The following is a 16990-nucleotide window of genomic DNA, read 5'->3' as shown; positions in this document are numbered from 1 at the left end:
GCGCTACTGGGCGACGCGAAGGACGATCTTCCCCTGGGTGCGTCCGCGCTCGCCGTACTCGTGCGCCTTCGCGGCGTCGGCCAGGTCGAACACCGAGTCGATCTCCACGCGGAGCTTGCCCTCCGTCACGAGCGCGGCGATCGCGCGCATGCCCGCCTGGTCCGGCTCCACGATGGTGAAGCCGGCCCGCAGGCCCCGCCGCGCCGCCTCGGCAAGCAGCTCGGGCTCGTCCGGCGTGTTGATCGAGACCAGCGTGCCGCCGGGGCGCAGCACCGTGAGGGAGCGCGCGCTGTAGTCGCCGCCCACGGCGTCGAAGACGACGTCGATGTTTCCTACGGCCTCGGTGAAGTCGACGGCGGTGTAGTCGATCACCTCGTCCGCGCCGAGCCCCCGGACAAAGGCGTGCTTGGCCGCGCTCGCCGTGCCGATGACGTACGCGCCGAGCGCCTTGGCGATCTGTACGGCGAGGTGTCCGACCCCGCCGGCCGCCGCGTGGACCAGCACCCGCTGCCCCGGGGCGAGGCGGGCCGTGTCGACGAGCGACTGCCACGCCGTCAGCGCGGCCAGCGGCAGGGCGGCCGCCTGGATGTGGTCGATGCCGTCCGGCTTGGGGACGAAGTGCCGGGCGGGGGCGACGACGTACTCGGCGTAGGCGCCGGCCTGGCGCGGGAAGAGCGGCATGCCGAAGACCGCGTCGCCCGGCTGGTACAGCGTGACGCCGACGCCCACCGCCTCGACGGTGCCGGACACGTCGTGGCCGAGGATCGCGGGGTCGCCCATCGGCGTGAACCCGCCGTGTGTGCGGATCTTCCAGTCGGCCGGGTTGACCCCCGCCGCGTGGACGCGCACCAGGACCTCGCCCGTGCCCGGCTCGGGGCGCGCGGTCTCGATCTCGGCCAGCACCTCGGGGCCGCCGTACCGGGCGTAGCTGATGGCGCGCATGGTCTGGGACATGAGTGATCCTTTGCAACGACTGTCGAGGGGTTTCGGCTGGTGGGAGCCACCAACGGAGACCAGCCTGCGGTCTGGCGGCCCCGTATGGTGCTGACCGTTTGGCCATGATGTGACAGAATCTGGCCATGCCTGCCCGACCGAACACGCATCAGGTGGCGGTGCTCGCCCTCGACGGAGTGGTCTCCTTCGAGCTGGGCATCGCGCCCCGGATCTTCAACAGCGCCAAGGGGCCGGACGGCACGCCCCTGTACGAGGTGACCGTCTGCACCGCGGACGGGCGGCCGGTGCGCACCGAGGCCGGGTTCTCGGTCGCGGTCGACCACGGGCCCGAAGCGCTCGCGACCGCCGACACCGTGGTCATCCCGCCCACCCACAATCTCGGCGCCATGGCGAAGGGCGGCCCGCTGCCCGAGCCGCTGGTCCGCGCCTTCGGGCGGATCAGGCCCGGCACCCGCATGGTCTCCATCTGCACCGCGTCCTACGTGCTGGGCGCCGCCGGGCTGCTCGACGGGCGGCCCGCCACCACGCACTGGTGCGACGCCGCCGCCTTCGCGCGCGTCTTTCCCGGCGTCGACGTGGACCCGGGCGTCCTCTTCGTCGACGACGGCGACGTCCTGACCTCGGCGGGCGCGGCCGCCGGCATCGACCTGTGCCTGCACCTGGTGCGCCGCGACCACGGCAGCGCGGTCGCCAACCGCGCCGCCCGGCACTGCGTGGTCCCGCCCTGGCGCGACGGCGGCCAGGCCCAGTACATCGAACGCCCCGTCCCCGAGCCCACCCTCGCCAGCACCGCCGCCACCCGCGCGTGGGCCCTGGAGCGCCTTCAGGAACCGCTCTCGCTGGGCGAGATGGCCGCCCACGCCCGCATGAGTCTGCGCACCTTCACGCGCCGCTTCCGCGAGGAGGCGGGCATGACACCGGGCACCTGGCTCACCGCCCAGCGGCTCGAACTGGCCCGCCAGCTTCTGGAGTCGAGCGACCTGCCGGTGGACCTGGTGGCCCACAGGGCTGGCTTCGGCACCGCCAACTCGCTGCGCCAGCACATGCGTTCCGTGCTCGGCGTCTCACCGGTCGCCTACCGGCGCACCTTCCAGGTCGGCGCGCCCGCCTGAACCGCGCTCCTACTCGGTGACCTTCTCGACCTCGTAGAAACAGAGATGGTCCTTGATCTCGGCCACCTCCGCCTTGGGTTCGGGGTAGTACCAGACCAGGTCGGGCGCCTCGGGCAGCGACCAATAGGAGGCCGTTCCCTTGAACGGGCAATAGGTGTGGGTGTCCGACGCGGTCAAGAGGTCGGTCCGTACGTCCTCGGGCGGAAGGTAGTAGCGCACGGGGAGCCCGGTCTCGCACAGGAGCAGCGGGCGCCGGCTCTCGGCCAGCACCTGCCCGTCGTGAACGACCCGCACATGCTCGCTGCCGCGCTCGATGGTGATGCGATGTCCTGTCGTCATACCAGGTGCAGCGCCCGGGGTGCTCCGCTTCTTCCCGCGCGGCAAGAACGGGAAGAACGAGAAGAACGACAAGAACGACAAGAACGACAAGGAACCGCCTCGTAGGGTGGGCGCATGAATATCTGCGTCTTCCTGTCTGCGGCCGACCTCGACGAGCGCTACACCCGACCGGCGCGCGAATTCGCCGAACTCCTCGGCAAGGGCGGGCACACCCTGGTGTGGGGCGGCTCCGAGAGCGGCCTCATGAAGGTCGTCGCCGACGGCGTGCAGGAGGCGGGCGGCCGGCTCGTGGGGGTGTCGGTCGACTTCCTCGCGGCCAAGGCCCGCCAGAACGCCGACGAGATGGTCATCACCAAGGACCTCGCCGAGCGCAAGGCGCTGCTCCTCGCCAAGTCGGACGCCGTGGTGATCATGGTGGGCGGTACCGGCACTCTGGACGAGGCCACCGAGATCCTGGAGCTCAAGAAGCACGGCAAGACCACCAAGCCCGTCGTCCTGCTGAACACCGCCGGCTTCTACGACGGCCTCAAGGAGCAGTTCCGCCGCATGGAGCAGGAGGGCTTCCTTCCCGTGCCCCTCACCGAGCTCGTCTTCTTCGCCGAGGACGCCGTCGCCGCGCTCGCCTACCTGGAGGAGTCCCGCGGCATCCAGTAGGGCGAGGAGGAGTGCGAGCATGGCGGGTATGGCTACTCACCTGATCACCGGCGCCGGTTCCGGCATCGGCGCCGCCGTCGCGCGCCGACTGCACGCGCGCGGCGACGAGCTCATCCTGCTCGCCCGCGACGCCGCACGCGCCAAGGAGCTCGCCGCCCGCCACCCGGGCGCCCGCACCCTCGTCGGCGACCTCGCCGACCCCGACCGCCTCTCCTGGGCCTTCGACAAGCAGTCCATGCCGGACCACCTCGACTCGCTGCTGCACATCGCGGGCGTCGTCGACCTCGGCCCCGTCGGCGATCTGCGGCCCAAGACCTGGCACCAGCAGCTCAACGTCAACCTGATCGCCCCCGCCGAGATCACCCGCCACCTGCTGCCCCAACTGCGCGCCTCACGCGGCCACGTGGTCTTCGTGAACTCCGGCGCCGGGCTCAGCGCGCACGCCGAATGGGGCGCGTACGCGGCCTCCAAGCACGGCCTCAAGGCGCTCGCGGACGCGCTGCGCCACGAGGAGCACGCGAGCGGTGTCCGCGTTACCTCGGTCTACCCCGGCCGCACCGCGAGCCCCATGCAGGCCAAGGTGCACTCGCAGGAGGGCAAGGAGTACGACCCGGCCAGGTACATCGACCCCGAGTCGGTGGCCACCACCATCATCATGGCCATCGACCTGCCGGCCGACGCCGAGGTCAACGACCTCACCGTGCGCCCCGGCAAGTAGCCGGGGCCGGGCCGTGCGCCCGGTTGCGTAGGCTTCCGGGGTGAGCGAACAGAGCAATTTCCCCTGGGGGCCCGCCACCGGGATCGGTTCGATGCCGGGCGGCGACGCGCGGGAGACCGCCAAGACCGTCACCGGCTCGCTGATCGGCGCCGAAGGCGCGCGCGGCGACTTCCCGCACCTCGCGGAGCTGCCCGCGCGCGGCCCCGGCGCCGACATGATCGGGCGGACCATCGGTCTCCTCGTCGAGATGTACGGACACGTCGAGCCCAGCGGCTGGCGGGTCAGCGACCGGCCCGGCCGGGACACCCGGCGGGCCAGGTCCTGGCTCGGCGAGGACCTGGACGCCCTTGAGGAGTTCACCCAGGGCTACACCGGCCCGCTGAAGGTGCAGGCCGTCGGGCCCTGGACGCTGGCCGCCGCCCTGGAATTGAGGAGCGGCGAGCTCTCGCTCGGCGACCCCGGCGCCTGCCGCGACCTGGCCGGATCGCTCGCCGAAGGACTGCGCGACCACCTCGCCGACGTACGCCGCCGCGTGCCCGGCGCGCACCTGGTGCTGCAACTCGACGAACCCTCCCTCACGTCGGTGCTGCGCGGCCAGATCCGTACCGCCAGCGGATACCGCACCCACCGGGCCGTCGACCGCCAGGTCGTGGAGTCCGCCCTGCGCGATGTCATGGCCGTCCACGACGGCCCCGTCGTCGTCCACTCCTGCGCCCCCGACGTCCCGTTCGCGCTGCTGCGGAGGGCCGGCGCTGCGGGAGTGTCGTTCGATTTCGACCTGCTCACCGAGCGTGACGACGAACAGATCGGTGAAGCGGCCGAGAGCGGCGTCAAGCTGTTCGCCGGAGTGGTGGCGGGCACCGACGGCCCATTGTCAGACCCTGCCGGTAGCGTCATGGGTGTCAGGACGCTGTGGCGCAGGCTGGGGCTGAATCCGGGGACTCTGGGCGAGTCCGTGGTGATCACTCCCGCATGCGGCATGGCAGGCGCGTCCCCGTCCTACGCACGGGCCGCGCTCGCCCACTGCGTCCGGGCGGCGAGATCGCTCGCGGACAACCCTGAGTGACGGGGACAACGGGAAACGGGAGGACATGACGGTGGCTGGCGAACAGAACGCGGCGGTGCCGGCGGAGGCACGGGAGCAGCACGCGCTCCTCTCCGAGCAGATCGAGGAGCACCGCTTCCGGTATTACGTCCGCGACCAGCCGGTCATCAGCGACGGCGACTTCGACCGGCTGCTCCGCTCCCTCGAAGCCCTGGAGGAGGAGTACCCCGAGCTGCGCACGCCCGACTCGCCGACGCAGAAGGTGGCCGGGGCCTACGAGACGGACTTCGCCTCGGTCGAGCACCGCGAGCGGATGCTGTCCCTGGACAACGCCTTCGACGACGAGGAGCTGGCGGCCTGGTCCGAGCGCGTCGCCAAGGACGTGGGCACGCCCTCGTTCCACTACCTGTGCGAGCTGAAGGTCGACGGCCTCGCCGTGAACCTGACGTACGAGCACGGCAGACTCACCCGCGCCGCCACCCGGGGCGACGGCCGCACCGGCGAGGACATCACGCCCAACGTGCGCACCATCGCCGACGTCCCGTCCCGGCTGCGGGGCGACCGCGTGCCCGCCCTCGTCGAGATCCGGGGCGAGGTGTACTTCCCGATGGAGGCCTTCGAAGGCCTCAACGCGCGTCTGGTCGAAGCGGGCGACAAGCCGTTCGCCAACCCCCGCAACGCGGCGGCCGGTTCCCTGCGCCAGAAGGACCCCAAGATCACCGCGACCCGGCCGCTGCACATGGTGGTGCACGGCATCGGCGCACGCGAGGGCTTCGACATCGACCGCCTCTCCCAGGCCTACGGCCTGCTGCGCGAGTGGGGCCTGCCCACCGCCCAGCACAACAAGGTGGTCAACTCCCTCGAAGAAGTACGGGAGTTCATCGCCTACATGGGCGAGAACCGGCACTCGGTGGTGGAGCACGAGATCGACGGCGTCGTCGTCAAGCTCGACGAGATCCCCCTCCAGGGCCGCCTCGGCTCCACCGCGCGCGCCCCGCGCTGGGCCATCGCCTGGAAGTACGCGCCCGAAGAGGTCAACACCAAACTCATCAACATCCGCGTGGGCGTGGGCCGCACCGGCCGCGTCACGCCCTACGCCCAGGTCGAGCCGGTCACCGTGGCCGGCTCCGAGGTCGAGTTCGCCACCCTTCACAACCAGGACGTGGTCAAGGCCAAGGGCGTCCTCATCGGCGACACCGTGGTGCTGCGCAAGGCCGGCGACGTCATCCCGGAAATCCTGGGCCCCGTGGCCGACCTCAGGGACGGCAGCGAGTACCCCTTCGAGATGCCCGCCCAGTGCCCGGAGTGCGGCACCGCGCTGCGTCCGATGAAGGAGGGCGACATCGACCTGCGCTGCCCCAACGCGCGGTCCTGCCCCGCCCAGTTGAGGGAGCGGCTGTTCTACCTCGCCGGCCGCAAGAGCCTGGACATCGAGAACTTCGGATACGTCGCGGCCGCCGCCCTCACCAAACCCCTCGAACCGGCCGCCCCGCCCCTGCGTGACGAGGGCGACCTCTTCGACCTGACCATGGAACAGCTGCTCCCCATCAGGGCGTACGTCCTGGACCAGGACAGCGGGCTGCCCAAGCGCGATCCCAAGACCGGCGAGGAGAAGACCGCGCTCGTCTTCGCCAATATGAACGGGGAGCCGCGCAAGAACGCCGTCTCGATGCTGGAGAACATCGCGGCCGCCAAGCAGCGCCCGCTGGCCCGTGTCCTGACCGGGCTCTCCATTCGTCACGTCGGCCCGGTCGCCGCCGAAGCACTGGCCCGGGAATTCCGCTCCATCGACCGCATCCAGCAGGCGACCGAGGAGGAACTGGCCGCGGTCGAAGGCGTCGGGGGGATCATCGCCGCCTCCCTCAAGCAGTGGTTCACCGAGGAGTGGCACCAGGAGATCCTGCGCAAGTGGAAGGCCGCCGGTGTCCGCATGGAGGACGAGAGGACCGGCGAGGACGAGGGGCCGCGTCCCCTGGCGGGTCTCACCGTGGTCGTGACCGGAACGCTCGAGCGGCACACCAGGGATGGCGCGAAAGAAGCCCTCCAGAGCCGGGGCGCGAAAGTCACCGGGTCCGTTTCCAAGAAGACATCGTTTGTTGTCGTGGGCGACAACCCGGGTTCGAAATACGACAAGGCAATGCAGGTGAAGGTCCCGGTTCTCGACGAGGACGGATTCGCCATTCTGCTGGAACAAGGGCCGGAAGCCGCACGGGAAGTCGCGATGCCGAACGCCCCGGAGGGGGAATAGTCAAGAAAGCAGGGTAGTAACCGAGAGCCCGGAGGCCGCGCCAAGTCACCCGTTCGGCGCATAGCAGACCGATGCGGGAGGCCGGGGCGCATTCGGGCAAGAGCTGTAGACCGCTGCCCCACGGAGCCTTCAGCGGCCTACTGTTGAGAGGCGCGCCCGTCGAGCACGGCCGACTGCCCCTGCCCGGGGAGCGCTTGGGGTGCGACACCAGTCGTGGTGGCATGGCAGGGGGGCCATCGCGCGCACGGGCACCGCCGGCTGTGAGAGGGACGGGCATGAAACCGACCGAGAGCACCGCCCCGGCCGTGAGGCTGCGCGGGTTCACGGGCTTTTCGTCCAGGCTGACGGCCGTCGTCACCGGCCTCGCGGGCGTGGCCCTCGCCACCGGCTTCTCCCGCGCGCTCCAGCGGGGCGACGCGCTGTTCCCCGGCGCGACGACGGGCTGGTCGCTCGTCGTCCTCAGCGGCGTCATCGTCGGCCATCTCGTCGCGCTCGGCCGTGAGCGCTGGTGGGGCGGCACCGGCTCCGGAGCCGCCCTCACCATCGCCGTCCTGCTCCTGTACGGCTGGCTGCCGGCCGCGCTGGTCAGCCTGGCCGTGGTGGTCCTGGTCGGCGCCGCGCGCCGCGACCGCTGGCGCCAAGGCGTGCTGCACGGCGCCGTGGACGTGCTGGGAGCGGGCGCGGCGGGCCTGGTGCTCGCCGTGTTCGGCGTCGTCCCCTCCGTCGCCGAGCCGTGGTGGCCCACCCAGTGGAGCGTCACCACCGTCCCCGAGATCGTCCTGGCCGCCGGGGCCTATCTGCTGTGCACCAGGACCCTGCTCTGGTACGCGCTCGCCCCCCGCGGCGGTCTGCCGACGGTGGCCCGCACCGCTCTGCTCCGCCAGGGTCTCGTCGCGATCGCCCTGCTCGGCATCGCCCCGCTGATCTGCGTCGTCGCCATGGCCGTACCCATCCTGCTGCCCCTGTTCGCGGTGCCGCTCGTCGCCCTGGACTCCACGCTCTGGATCGCCCGCGCCCGCGCCGAGGAACAGCTGCGCGACCCGCTGACCGGGCTGCCCAACCGGCAGTGGCTCCTGGAGCGCACCTGGGCGGCGCTGGAGCAGGCCGAGAACAGTGCCACCCGTTCGGCCCTCGTCCTGATCGACCTCGACCGTTTCCGTTCGGTCAACGACACCCTCGGCCACCTCGCCGGGGACCGCCTCCTCCTCCAGATAGCCGAACGGCTCAAGACCGCTCTGCCGCGTGGCGCGGAGGCCGCGAGGCTGGGCGGCGACGAGTTCGCCGTGCTGCTGCCCGTGTGCGAGTCCGCCACCGGGGCCATGCGCACCGCCCGGGCCCTGGTGGCCGAGCTGTCATCGCCGCTCGACCTCGACGGGCTGACCCTCGTCCTTGAGGCCAGCGCCGGCGTCGCCCTCTACCCCGACCACGCCCTCGACGCGGAAGGACTGCTGCGCCGGGCCGACATCGCGATGTACCAGGCCAAGCGCGACCGTACGGGCGTGGAGGTCTACGAGTCCAAGCGGGACTCCAACACCCCTGACCGGCTCGGCCTGTTGGGGGATCTGCGGCGCGCGCTCGACGCCGGGGACGTGGAGCTGCACTACCAGCCCAAGGTGCGGTTCGACGGGCAGGTGGCGGGACTTGAGGCGCTGGTGCGCTGGGTGCATCCCGAGCGCGGGCGGGTCGCTCCGGACGAGTTCATCGCCATCGCCGAGTCGAGCGGGCTCATGCCGCACCTCACGGAGTACGTCCTGGACACCGCGCTCGCGCAGGTCGCGCGCTGGCGCGCCCAGGGCCTGTTCGTGCCGGTCGCCGTCAACGTCTCTCCTCGCGACGTCCACACCCCCGGGTTCGCGGGGGCCGTCGCCGCGCGGCTGGCCCGGCACGGGGTGCCGGCCGGGGCGCTGCAACTGGAGATCACGGAACACGTCCTGCTGGAGGACCCGCAGCGGGCCGCCGACACCCTCGCCGGGCTGACCAGCCACGGCGTGAAGATGTCCCTGGACGACTTCGGCACGGGCTACTCCTCCCTGGTCCACCTGCGGCGGCTGCCGGTCAGCGAGCTGAAGATCGACCGGTCCTTCGTGGCCCGGCTCGCCGTCGACCACGAGGACGCGGAGATCGTGCGCTGCACCGTCGACCTCGCCCACTCGCTCGGGCTGCTCGTCGTCGCCGAGGGGGTCGAGGACGACGAGACGTGGGAGCGGCTGCGGGGGCTCGGCTGTGACGCGGTGCAGGGGTGGCTGGTCGCCGCCGCGATGCCACCGGCCGAGGCGACGGCGTGGCTGCTGGCGCGGGGGGACACGGGTTGGCACCGGCCGGCCGACACGGCGGCCGCGCAGGCCGAGGCGGAAGCGGGCCGGGCCTCGGGCCAGCCCGTCCAGTGACCCCGCCGCCGATACCGATGCCGGCCGGCGCCGACCCTGTCAAGGAGTGTGGGGGTGTGCGGTGATGCGCGGGCCGGCCCCAGCCCTGCCAGGGGCGCGGCGAACTGCGCGCTCAGCCACGCACGGTCCGCACGTGCGAGCCGGGCCGCTGGGGCTCCGCCCCAGACCCCGGGGCCCCTCCCCGCCCCTTCCCTAAACCCTCCGGGGGTGAAGGGGAAAGATCCTGGGGCTCTGCCCCAGACCCCGTTCGGGCCTGAAGGTCCCTCGTCCTCAAACGCCGGACGGGCTGAGGCGCGGGCTGGGATCGGATGCTCAGGGGCCCGGGAGGGAATCCGTTTCGTGGTCCGGGTGGCCCGCCCCATAGGATTGGGCCCACACCACACGCACTCACCCCTGAGGATCGCTGCATGCCTGGCATTACGCGCGAGGAGGTCGCCCACCTCGCCCGGCTGGCGCGTCTGGAGCTGAAGGGCGAAGAGCTCGACCACTTCGCCGGACAGCTCGACGACATCATCGGCGCGGTCGCCCGCGTCTCCGAGGTCGCCGACCAAGACGTACCCCCGACCTCCCACCCGCTGCCGCTGACCAACGTCATGCGCGCGGACGAGGTCCGTCCGTCGCTCACCCCCGCGCAGGCGCTCTCCGGCGCCCCGGCCCAGGAGCAGCAGCGTTTCAAGGTGCCGCAGATCCTGGGGGAGGACTAATCACCATGACGGACATCATCAAGCTCACCGCGGCCGACACCGCCGCGAAGATCGCGTCCGGCGAACTCACCGCCGTCGAGGTCACCGAGGCCCACCTGGCGCGCATCGAGGCCGTCGACGAGAAGGTCCACGCCTTCCTGCACGTCGACCGCGAGGGCGCGCTCGCGCAGGCCCGCGCCGTCGACGCCAAGCGCGCGGCCGGCGAGAAGCTGGGCCCGCTGGCCGGCGTCCCGCTGGCCCTGAAGGACATCTTCACCACCGAGGGCGTCCCGACCACCGCCGGCTCCAAGATCCTCGAAGGCTGGATCCCGCCGTACGACGCGACGCTCACCAAGCGTCTCAAGGACGCCGACGTCGTCATCCTCGGCAAGACCAACATGGACGAGTTCGCCATGGGGTCCTCCACCGAGAACAGCGCGTACGGCCCGACGGGCAACCCGTGGGACCTGACCCGCATCCCCGGCGGCTCCGGCGGCGGCTCCTCCGCGGCCCTCGCCTCCTACGAGGCCCCGCTCGCCATCGGCACGGACACCGGTGGCTCGATCCGCCAGCCCGCCGCCGTCACCGGCACCGTCGGCGTCAAGCCGACCTACGGCGCGGTCTCCCGCTACGGCATGGTCGCCTTCTCCTCCTCCTTCGACCAGGGCGGCCCCTGCGCCCGTACGGTCCTGGACGCGGCGCTGCTGCACGAGGTCATCGCCGGGCACGACCCGCTCGACTCGACATCCATCGACGCGCCGGTCCCGCCGGTCGTCGAGGCCGCCCGCAACGGCTCGGTGGCCGGGATGCGCGTCGGCGTCGTCAAGCAGTTCTCCGGCGAGGGCTACCAGGCCGGTGTCGTCCAGCGCTTCAACGAGTCCGTCGAGCTCCTGAAGTCGCTCGGCGCCGAGATCGTCGAACTGGACTGCCCCTCCTTCGACCTGGCGCTCTCCGCGTACTACCTGATCGCGCCGTCGGAGTGCTCCTCCAACCTGGCCCGCTTCGACGCCATGCGCTACGGCCTGCGGGTCGGCGACGACGGCACGAAGTCCGCCGAGGACGTCACCGCCCTGACCCGCGAGGCCGGCTTCGGCGACGAGGTCAAGCGCCGCATCATCCTCGGTACGTACGCGCTGAGCTCCGGCTACTACGACGCGTACTACGGCTCCGCCCAGAAGGTCCGCACGCTCATCACGCGCGACTTCGAGAAGGCCTTCGAGCAGGTCGACGTGATCGTCTCGCCGACCACGCCCACCACCGCCTTCCCGATCGGCGAGCGCGCCGACGACCCGATGGCGATGTACCTCGCGGACCTGTGCACCATCCCGACCAACATGGCGGGCAACGCCGCCATGTCGCTGCCCTGCGGCCTCGCGCCCGAGGACGACCTGCCGGTCGGGCTCCAGATCATCGCCCCCGCCATGAAGGACGACCGCCTGTACAAGGTGGGCGCCGCCGTCGAGGCCGCCTTCGTGGAAAAGTGGGGACACCCGCTGCTCGAGGAGGCTCCGTCGCTGTGAGTGCACTGACCAAGGCCAAAGGCTTCAAGAAGTCCAAGGCCGGCACCTACCTGTCCATCGGCACCACCGCCTTCGGCGCGATCAGCGTCGTCAAGCAGGCCAAGAAGGCCCGCACCGAGAACGACACGCTGAAGCTGCTGGACGCCGTCGTCTCCGCCGCCGCCATCGCCACCGGCGTCGCCATCCTGCTGCGCGAGCTCAAGCGCATCGGTGACGACGACGTCCTGCTGGGCTGAGAGGGAAGTTTTTCACCGTGACCGTCACTGATCTGGTCTCGTACGAGGACGCCCTCGCGTCGTACGACCCCGTCATGGGCCTTGAGGTCCATGTCGAACTCGGCACCAAGACCAAGATGTTCTGCGGCTGCTCGACCGAGCTGGGCGCCGAGCCCAACGCGCAGACCTGCCCCACCTGCCTCGGCCTGCCCGGCTCGCTGCCGGTCGTCAACGCGATCGGCGTCGAGTCGGCCATCAAGATCGGTCTCGCGCTGAACTGCGAGATCGCCGAGTGGTGCCGCTTCGCCCGGAAGAACTACTTCTATCCGGACATGCCGAAGAACTTCCAGACCTCGCAGTACGACGAGCCGATCGCCTTCAACGGCTATCTGGACGTCCAGCTGGAGGACGGCGAGATCTTCCGCGTGGAGATCGAGCGCGCCCACATGGAGGAGGACACCGGCAAGTCGCTGCACGTCGGTGGCGCCACCGGCCGCATCCACGGCGCCTCGCACTCGCTGCTCGACTACAACCGCGCCGGCATCCCGCTCATCGAGATCGTCACCAAGCCGATCGAGGGCGCGGGCGAGCGGGCCCCCGAGGTCGCCAAGGCGTACGTCGCCGAGCTGCGTGAGCTCATCAAGGCGCTCGGCGTCTCCGAGGCCCGGATGGACAAGGGCCAGATGCGCTGCGACGTGAACCTGTCGCTGCGCCCGCACGGCGTCGAGAAGTTCGGCACCCGTTCGGAGACGAAGAACGTCAACTCGCTCCGGTCGGTGGAGCGGGCGGCCCGCTTCGAGATCCAGCGGCACGCGGCCGTGCTGTCCTCGGGCGGCACGATCGTGCAGGAGACCCGGCACTTCCACGAGGAGGACGGGTCCACCACCGCCGGGCGCATCAAGGACAACGCCGAGGACTACCGCTACTTCCCCGAGCCGGACCTGGTGCCGGTGGCTCCCACGCGCGCGTGGGTCGAGGAGCTGCGGGCGGGCCTGCCGGAGATGCCGCGGGCGCGGCGCAACCGGCTCCGCGAGGAGTGGGGTGTGTCCGAGCACGACATGCAGTCGATGCTCAACGCGGGCGCCGTCGACCCGATCGTCGCGACGATCGAGGCGGGGGCGGACGCGGCGGGTGCGCGCAAGTGGTGGATGGGCGAGCTCGCCCGTAACGCCAACGAGCGCGGTGTCGCCCTGGACGAGCTGCCCGTCACGCCGGCGCAGGTCGCGCGGGTCGTGGCGCTGGTCGCCGCGGGTGACCTCAACGACAAGCTGGCCCGTCAGGTCATCGAGGGTGTCCTCGCGGGTGAGGGCGATCCCGACGCGGTCGTCGAGAAGCGCGGCCTGAAGGTCGTCTCCGACGAGGGTGCGCTGGGTGCGGCCGTCGACGAGGCGATCGCGTCCAACGCGGCGGTCGCGGACAAGATCCGCGGGGGCAAGGTTGCGGCCGTTGGGGCGCTCGTCGGTGCGGTCATGAAGACCACGCGGGGTCAGGCCGACGCGGCGCGCGTCAAGGAGCTCATCCTGGAACGCCTGGGCGTCGAGGGCTGACCCCCTCGCCTCCCCCAAGGGGCGGCTGCCCCCGGCAACTTGCCGGAGCGGCCGCCCTTCTGCTTCCATGCGGGCCGGCACCGACCCCACCAGGGGGGCGGGCACCCCCTGGGGCTCCGCCCCGGACCCCGTCCGGCCTGAACGGCCTCGTCCTCAAACGCCGGACGGGCTGAGGTATGCCGGGTGGGCCAGCACCGACCCCGTCAGGGGCGCGGGGAACTGCGCGAGGAGCGCGCACGGTCCGCAGCCGAGGTCCCTCGGGCTCCGCCCCAGACCCCGTGTCGCGCCTCAAGGGCGCTCGTCCTCAAACGCCGGACGGGCTGGGGTTGCCGGTGTGGGCCAGCATCGACCCCGCTGGGGGCACGGGGGCAGCCTGAGGTTGCCGGCGCGGGCCAGCACCGACCCCGCCAGGGGCGCGGGGAACTGCGCGCTCAGCCCAGCACGGTCGGCAGTCGAGACCCCTGGGGCTCCGCCCCAGACCCCGTGTCGCGCCTCAAGGGCGCTCGTCCTCAATCGCCGGACGGGCTAGGTATGCCCATGCGGGCCAGCACCGACCCCGTCAGGGGCGCGGGGAACTGCGCGACCAGCCACGCGGGGCGTGGGACGGGCGTTCATCCGCGGGTTCGGGTGGGGTCTTCTGGTGGACACCCCGGGTCACTACTGTTCCCCCCGTACCACCTACACACGGCTCGGGAGGGTCACTTGGCCACGGACAACGCAGGCGGCATCTCACGGCGACAGCTCTTCGCGCTGGGCGGAGGCGCCCTCGGCGTCGCCGCCGCCGGCTCGCTGCTGCCGCCCTCGTTGCAGAGCGCGATGGCCTCGGGACCACCCGCCGGCGGGATGAGCGCCGTCAAGCACGTCGTGATCCTCATGCAGGAGAACCGGTCCTTCGACCACTACTTCGGCACCCTGCGCGGCGTACGCGGCTTCGGTGACCGCAACGCCCTCCAACTCCCCTCCGGGAGGCCCGTGTTCGAGCAGCCCGGACCGCTCGGCAAGACCGTCCTGCCCTTCCCCGTGCGCGGCGCGGCCGCCGCCCAGCACAAGGACCTCCAGTACATCGGCGCCCTCGACCACTCCTGGAGCGGCGGCGCCAAGGCCTGGAACGGCGGCTGGATGGACAACTGGGTGTCCGCCAAGACGTCGGCGACGATGGCGTACTACGACCGCCAGGACATCCCGCTGCACTACGAGCTCGCCGACACCTTCACCGTCTGCGACGCCTACCACTCCTCCATCCACAGCTCCACCAGCCCCAACCGCAACCATTTGTGGAGCGGGAAGACGGGCTTCGAGCCGAACGGGCAGCGGGCCGTGGGCAATGACGCCTACGACGAGGGCACGCATCCCGGGTACGACTGGGGGACGTACGCCGAGCGGCTTGAGAAGGCCGGGCGCAGCTGGCGGACGTACACCGAGTGGGAGAACTTCACCGACAACCAGATCGAGTTCTTCACCACCTTCAAGGCCATCGCCCGCAAGGCGCTCGCCAAGACCGGCGGCCACACCTTCATGGAGTCGTTCTACGGCGCCGTGCGGGACGCTCCGAACGACGCCGAGCGCCAGCGGCTGCTCGGGCTGCTCGAACAGGGCGTAGCGACCCTCACCAAGGCCGAACGCAGCCTGTTCGAGCGGGCGTTGAGGCGAGTGCCCACCGGCACGCTCGCCGACGCCTTCGGCAAGGACGTCGCCGACGGGACCCTGCCGGAGGTCTCCTACCTGGTGCCGTCCGCGCTGGACTCCGAGCACCCCAGCGTCTCCTCGCCCGTGCACAGCGCCACCATCGTCTACAAGGTGCTCGACGCGCTCGGCAAGCACCCCGACGTCTGGCGGCACACCGTCGTGCTCGTCAACTACGACGAGAACGACGGGTTCTTCGACCACGTCCCGCCGCCCGTCGCCCCGCCCGAGGTGAGCGACGAGCAGTGGCAGGGCAAGCCGACCGGGCTCGGCGCGCGCGTGCCGATGCTCGTCGTGTCGCCCTGGAGCGTGGGCGGCTACGTCTGTTCCGAGGTGTTCGACCACACCTCGGTGATCCGTTTCCTCGAACGCTGGACCGGGGTGCGTGAGCCCAACATCAGCAAGTGGCGCCGCACCGTCACCGGCGATCTGACCTCGGCCTTCGACTTCAAGCGCGGCCGCTCACAGCCCGCCGTGACGCGTCCGGGTCCCATCCCGCCGCTCAGCGGACGCTGGAGCCCGGTGCCGCCCGCCCAGCAGCGCATGCCCGTACAGGAGGAGGGCACCCGGCCGGCCAGGCCGCTGCCCTACCAGCCGGACGCCTACGCGCGTGTCACCCAGGGCGCGCTCCAGGTGCAGCTCAGCAACAACGGCCGGGCCAGCGCCCACTTCGCGCTCTTCCCGTACGCCAAGGAGTTCGCCGCGCCGCAGCACATGGACGTCCTGGGCACCGCGCACTGGAGCGTGCCCGTGGCCGGTGGCGCGGGCGGCGCCTACCGGTTCACCGTGACCGGCCCCAACGGGTTCCGGCGGGAGTTCGAGGGCGCCGCCACCACGGACGCCGCCGAGCTCACCACGTACCTGGACCACCACGACCGCGACGTCCATCTGACGCTGCGCAACCGGGGCCGGGCGCCCGTCACCTTCGTGGTCCGCCCGATCGGCTACGCGGACGAGGCCGACCTGCGGGACTGGCGGCGGACCGTCACCGTCAAGCCCGGCCGCAGCCGCACCCTGGTGCACTCCGCCGCCGACGCGCACGGCTGGTACGACCTCGAAGTGACGGTGCAGGGGGCCGCGTTCCGCAGGCGGCTCATGGGCCACATAGAGAACGGTCGGCCCAGCGTCTCGGGCTGACCCACCGCGTCCCGCGCCGTCGCCGGGCGCCCGGGGCCGCGACACCGATGCCGGGGCGACCGGCGGGTGACGTGGCGCCGGGCGCCGCCGTGCGAGGATTCCCGGGCGCCGGAGCAGCCCCGTGAGCTGGCAGAACACCCTGGCGCCCGAGGGCGTACGCGGTCGCGTACGTGGATGGAGGCGCGTGGATGTTCGCAGTACCGCTGGGGGACGACGGGGCCGAGCTCCGGCCGCTTGAACCCTGGCAGGCCGGGGAATTCCTCGCCCACATGGAGCGGGGCCGCGCGTTCATCGGCACCCACATCGCGCTGCCCGACGCCGTCACCGACCTGGCGTCCGCGCGCGCCTACCTCCAGAGTTACGCGGACAAGGCGGCCCAGGACGCCGGGCGGCTGTACGGCGTCTGGCTCGGCGCCACCCTCGTCGGCGGCGTCATGTTCCGTCTGTTCGACGCGGCACGGGGCGCCTGTGAGGTGGGCTGCTGGCTGGAGGAGGCGGCGACCGGGCGCGGCCTGGCCACGCGCGCGGTCACCGTCCTGATCGACTGGGCGGTGGACGTACGCGGCACGCACCGGATCGAGTGGCTGGTCTCGGCCGAGAACACCCCCAGCGTCAACGTGGCCCGGCGGCTCGGCATGACCAGGGAGGCGGTGCTCCGCGAGAGCTACCTCTACCGGGGGGTGCGTCACGACAGCGAGATCTGGGCGGTGCTCGCGGACGAGTGGCGGGCGGGGCGTTAAGGAAGCTC

At 71.6% G+C, this 16990-nt stretch carries 14 protein-coding genes; 12 read left to right on the top strand and 2 right to left on the bottom strand.

Annotated features, from left to right (window positions below; translation table 11 throughout):
• Nucleotides 1-3 precede the first annotated feature (3 nt).
• A complete protein-coding gene (locus tag ACFYM2_RS25905; protein ID WP_358999415.1) occupies nucleotides 4-954 on the bottom strand; it encodes an NADP-dependent oxidoreductase in 951 nt (316 codons plus the stop codon).
• Between the two features lie 125 nt (nucleotides 955-1079).
• On the opposite strand from ACFYM2_RS25905, the gene ACFYM2_RS25900 reads away from it, so the two are divergent.
• Complete coding sequence (locus ACFYM2_RS25900) at nucleotides 1080-2066, top strand: GlxA family transcriptional regulator (RefSeq protein WP_388839530.1); 987 nt, start codon at nucleotides 1080-1082, stop codon at nucleotides 2064-2066.
• A 9-nt stretch (nucleotides 2067-2075) separates the two neighbouring features.
• Here the strand turns inward: ACFYM2_RS25900 and ACFYM2_RS25895 are convergent, their stop codons facing one another.
• Nucleotides 2076-2405, bottom strand: coding sequence for a DUF427 domain-containing protein (locus ACFYM2_RS25895; RefSeq protein WP_388461204.1), 330 nt, complete (start codon nucleotides 2403-2405; stop codon nucleotides 2076-2078).
• Between the two features lie 114 nt (nucleotides 2406-2519).
• Between ACFYM2_RS25895 and ACFYM2_RS25890 the strand changes: the two genes are divergently transcribed.
• The 11 genes from ACFYM2_RS25890 to ACFYM2_RS25840 all read left to right on the top strand — a co-directional run bounded on the left by ACFYM2_RS25890 (nucleotide 2520) and on the right by ACFYM2_RS25840 (nucleotide 16982).
• Entirely contained in the window at nucleotides 2520-3059 is a 540-nt protein-coding gene (locus ACFYM2_RS25890; protein WP_358999424.1) for a TIGR00730 family Rossman fold protein, read from the top strand.
• Between the two features lie 19 nt (nucleotides 3060-3078).
• Nucleotides 3079-3777, top strand: a complete 699-nt coding sequence (locus ACFYM2_RS25885; protein ID WP_358999427.1) for an SDR family oxidoreductase — start codon at nucleotides 3079-3081, stop codon at nucleotides 3775-3777.
• Nucleotides 3778-3817: 40 nt separating this feature from the next.
• The gene (locus ACFYM2_RS25880) at nucleotides 3818-4843 is read left to right on the top strand and encodes a methionine synthase (RefSeq protein ID WP_388839527.1); all 1026 of its coding nucleotides are present in this window, start codon (nucleotides 3818-3820) and stop codon (nucleotides 4841-4843) included.
• Between the two features lie 25 nt (nucleotides 4844-4868).
• The gene (gene ligA, locus ACFYM2_RS25875) at nucleotides 4869-7070 is read left to right on the top strand and encodes an NAD-dependent DNA ligase LigA (RefSeq protein WP_388839524.1); all 2202 of its coding nucleotides are present in this window, start codon (nucleotides 4869-4871) and stop codon (nucleotides 7068-7070) included.
• Between the two features lie 275 nt (nucleotides 7071-7345).
• Nucleotides 7346-9457 carry a putative bifunctional diguanylate cyclase/phosphodiesterase gene (locus ACFYM2_RS25870; RefSeq protein ID WP_388839521.1) on the top strand — a complete coding sequence of 704 codons (2112 nt, stop codon included), beginning with the start codon at nucleotides 7346-7348 and terminating at the stop codon, nucleotides 9455-9457.
• Nucleotides 9458-9864: 407 nt separating this feature from the next.
• Nucleotides 9865-10161 carry an Asp-tRNA(Asn)/Glu-tRNA(Gln) amidotransferase subunit GatC gene (gene gatC / locus ACFYM2_RS25865; protein WP_003966094.1) on the top strand — a complete coding sequence of 99 codons (297 nt, stop codon included), beginning with the start codon at nucleotides 9865-9867 and terminating at the stop codon, nucleotides 10159-10161.
• 5 nt (nucleotides 10162-10166) lie between these two features.
• Complete coding sequence (gene gatA, locus ACFYM2_RS25860; RefSeq protein WP_388839518.1) at nucleotides 10167-11660, top strand: Asp-tRNA(Asn)/Glu-tRNA(Gln) amidotransferase subunit GatA; 1494 nt, start codon at nucleotides 10167-10169, stop codon at nucleotides 11658-11660.
• Nucleotides 11657-11896, top strand: coding sequence for a hypothetical protein (locus tag ACFYM2_RS25855; RefSeq protein WP_350232817.1), 240 nt, complete (start codon nucleotides 11657-11659; stop codon nucleotides 11894-11896). The genes gatA and ACFYM2_RS25855 overlap by 4 nt, the downstream gene beginning before the upstream one ends.
• Nucleotides 11897-11913: 17 nt before the next feature.
• Nucleotides 11914-13422, top strand: a complete 1509-nt coding sequence (gatB, locus tag ACFYM2_RS25850; RefSeq protein WP_388839515.1) for an Asp-tRNA(Asn)/Glu-tRNA(Gln) amidotransferase subunit GatB — start codon at nucleotides 11914-11916, stop codon at nucleotides 13420-13422.
• Nucleotides 13423-14148: 726 nt separating this feature from the next.
• Entirely contained in the window at nucleotides 14149-16242 is a 2094-nt protein-coding gene (locus tag ACFYM2_RS25845; RefSeq protein ID WP_388839650.1) for a phosphocholine-specific phospholipase C, read from the top strand.
• A 188-nt stretch (nucleotides 16243-16430) separates the two neighbouring features.
• Nucleotides 16431-16982, top strand: coding sequence for a GNAT family protein (locus tag ACFYM2_RS25840; RefSeq protein ID WP_358999444.1), 552 nt, complete (start codon nucleotides 16431-16433; stop codon nucleotides 16980-16982).
• The last annotated feature ends 8 nt before the right edge of the window (nucleotides 16983-16990 follow it).

The sequence above is a fragment of the Streptomyces sp. NPDC006711 genome (assembly GCF_042869775.1).
Taxonomy (GTDB): Bacteria; Actinomycetota; Actinomycetes; order Streptomycetales; family Streptomycetaceae; genus Streptomyces.
The sequence above is the reverse complement of the archived record's forward strand: the minus strand, read 5'-3'. Positions and strand labels throughout refer to the sequence as shown.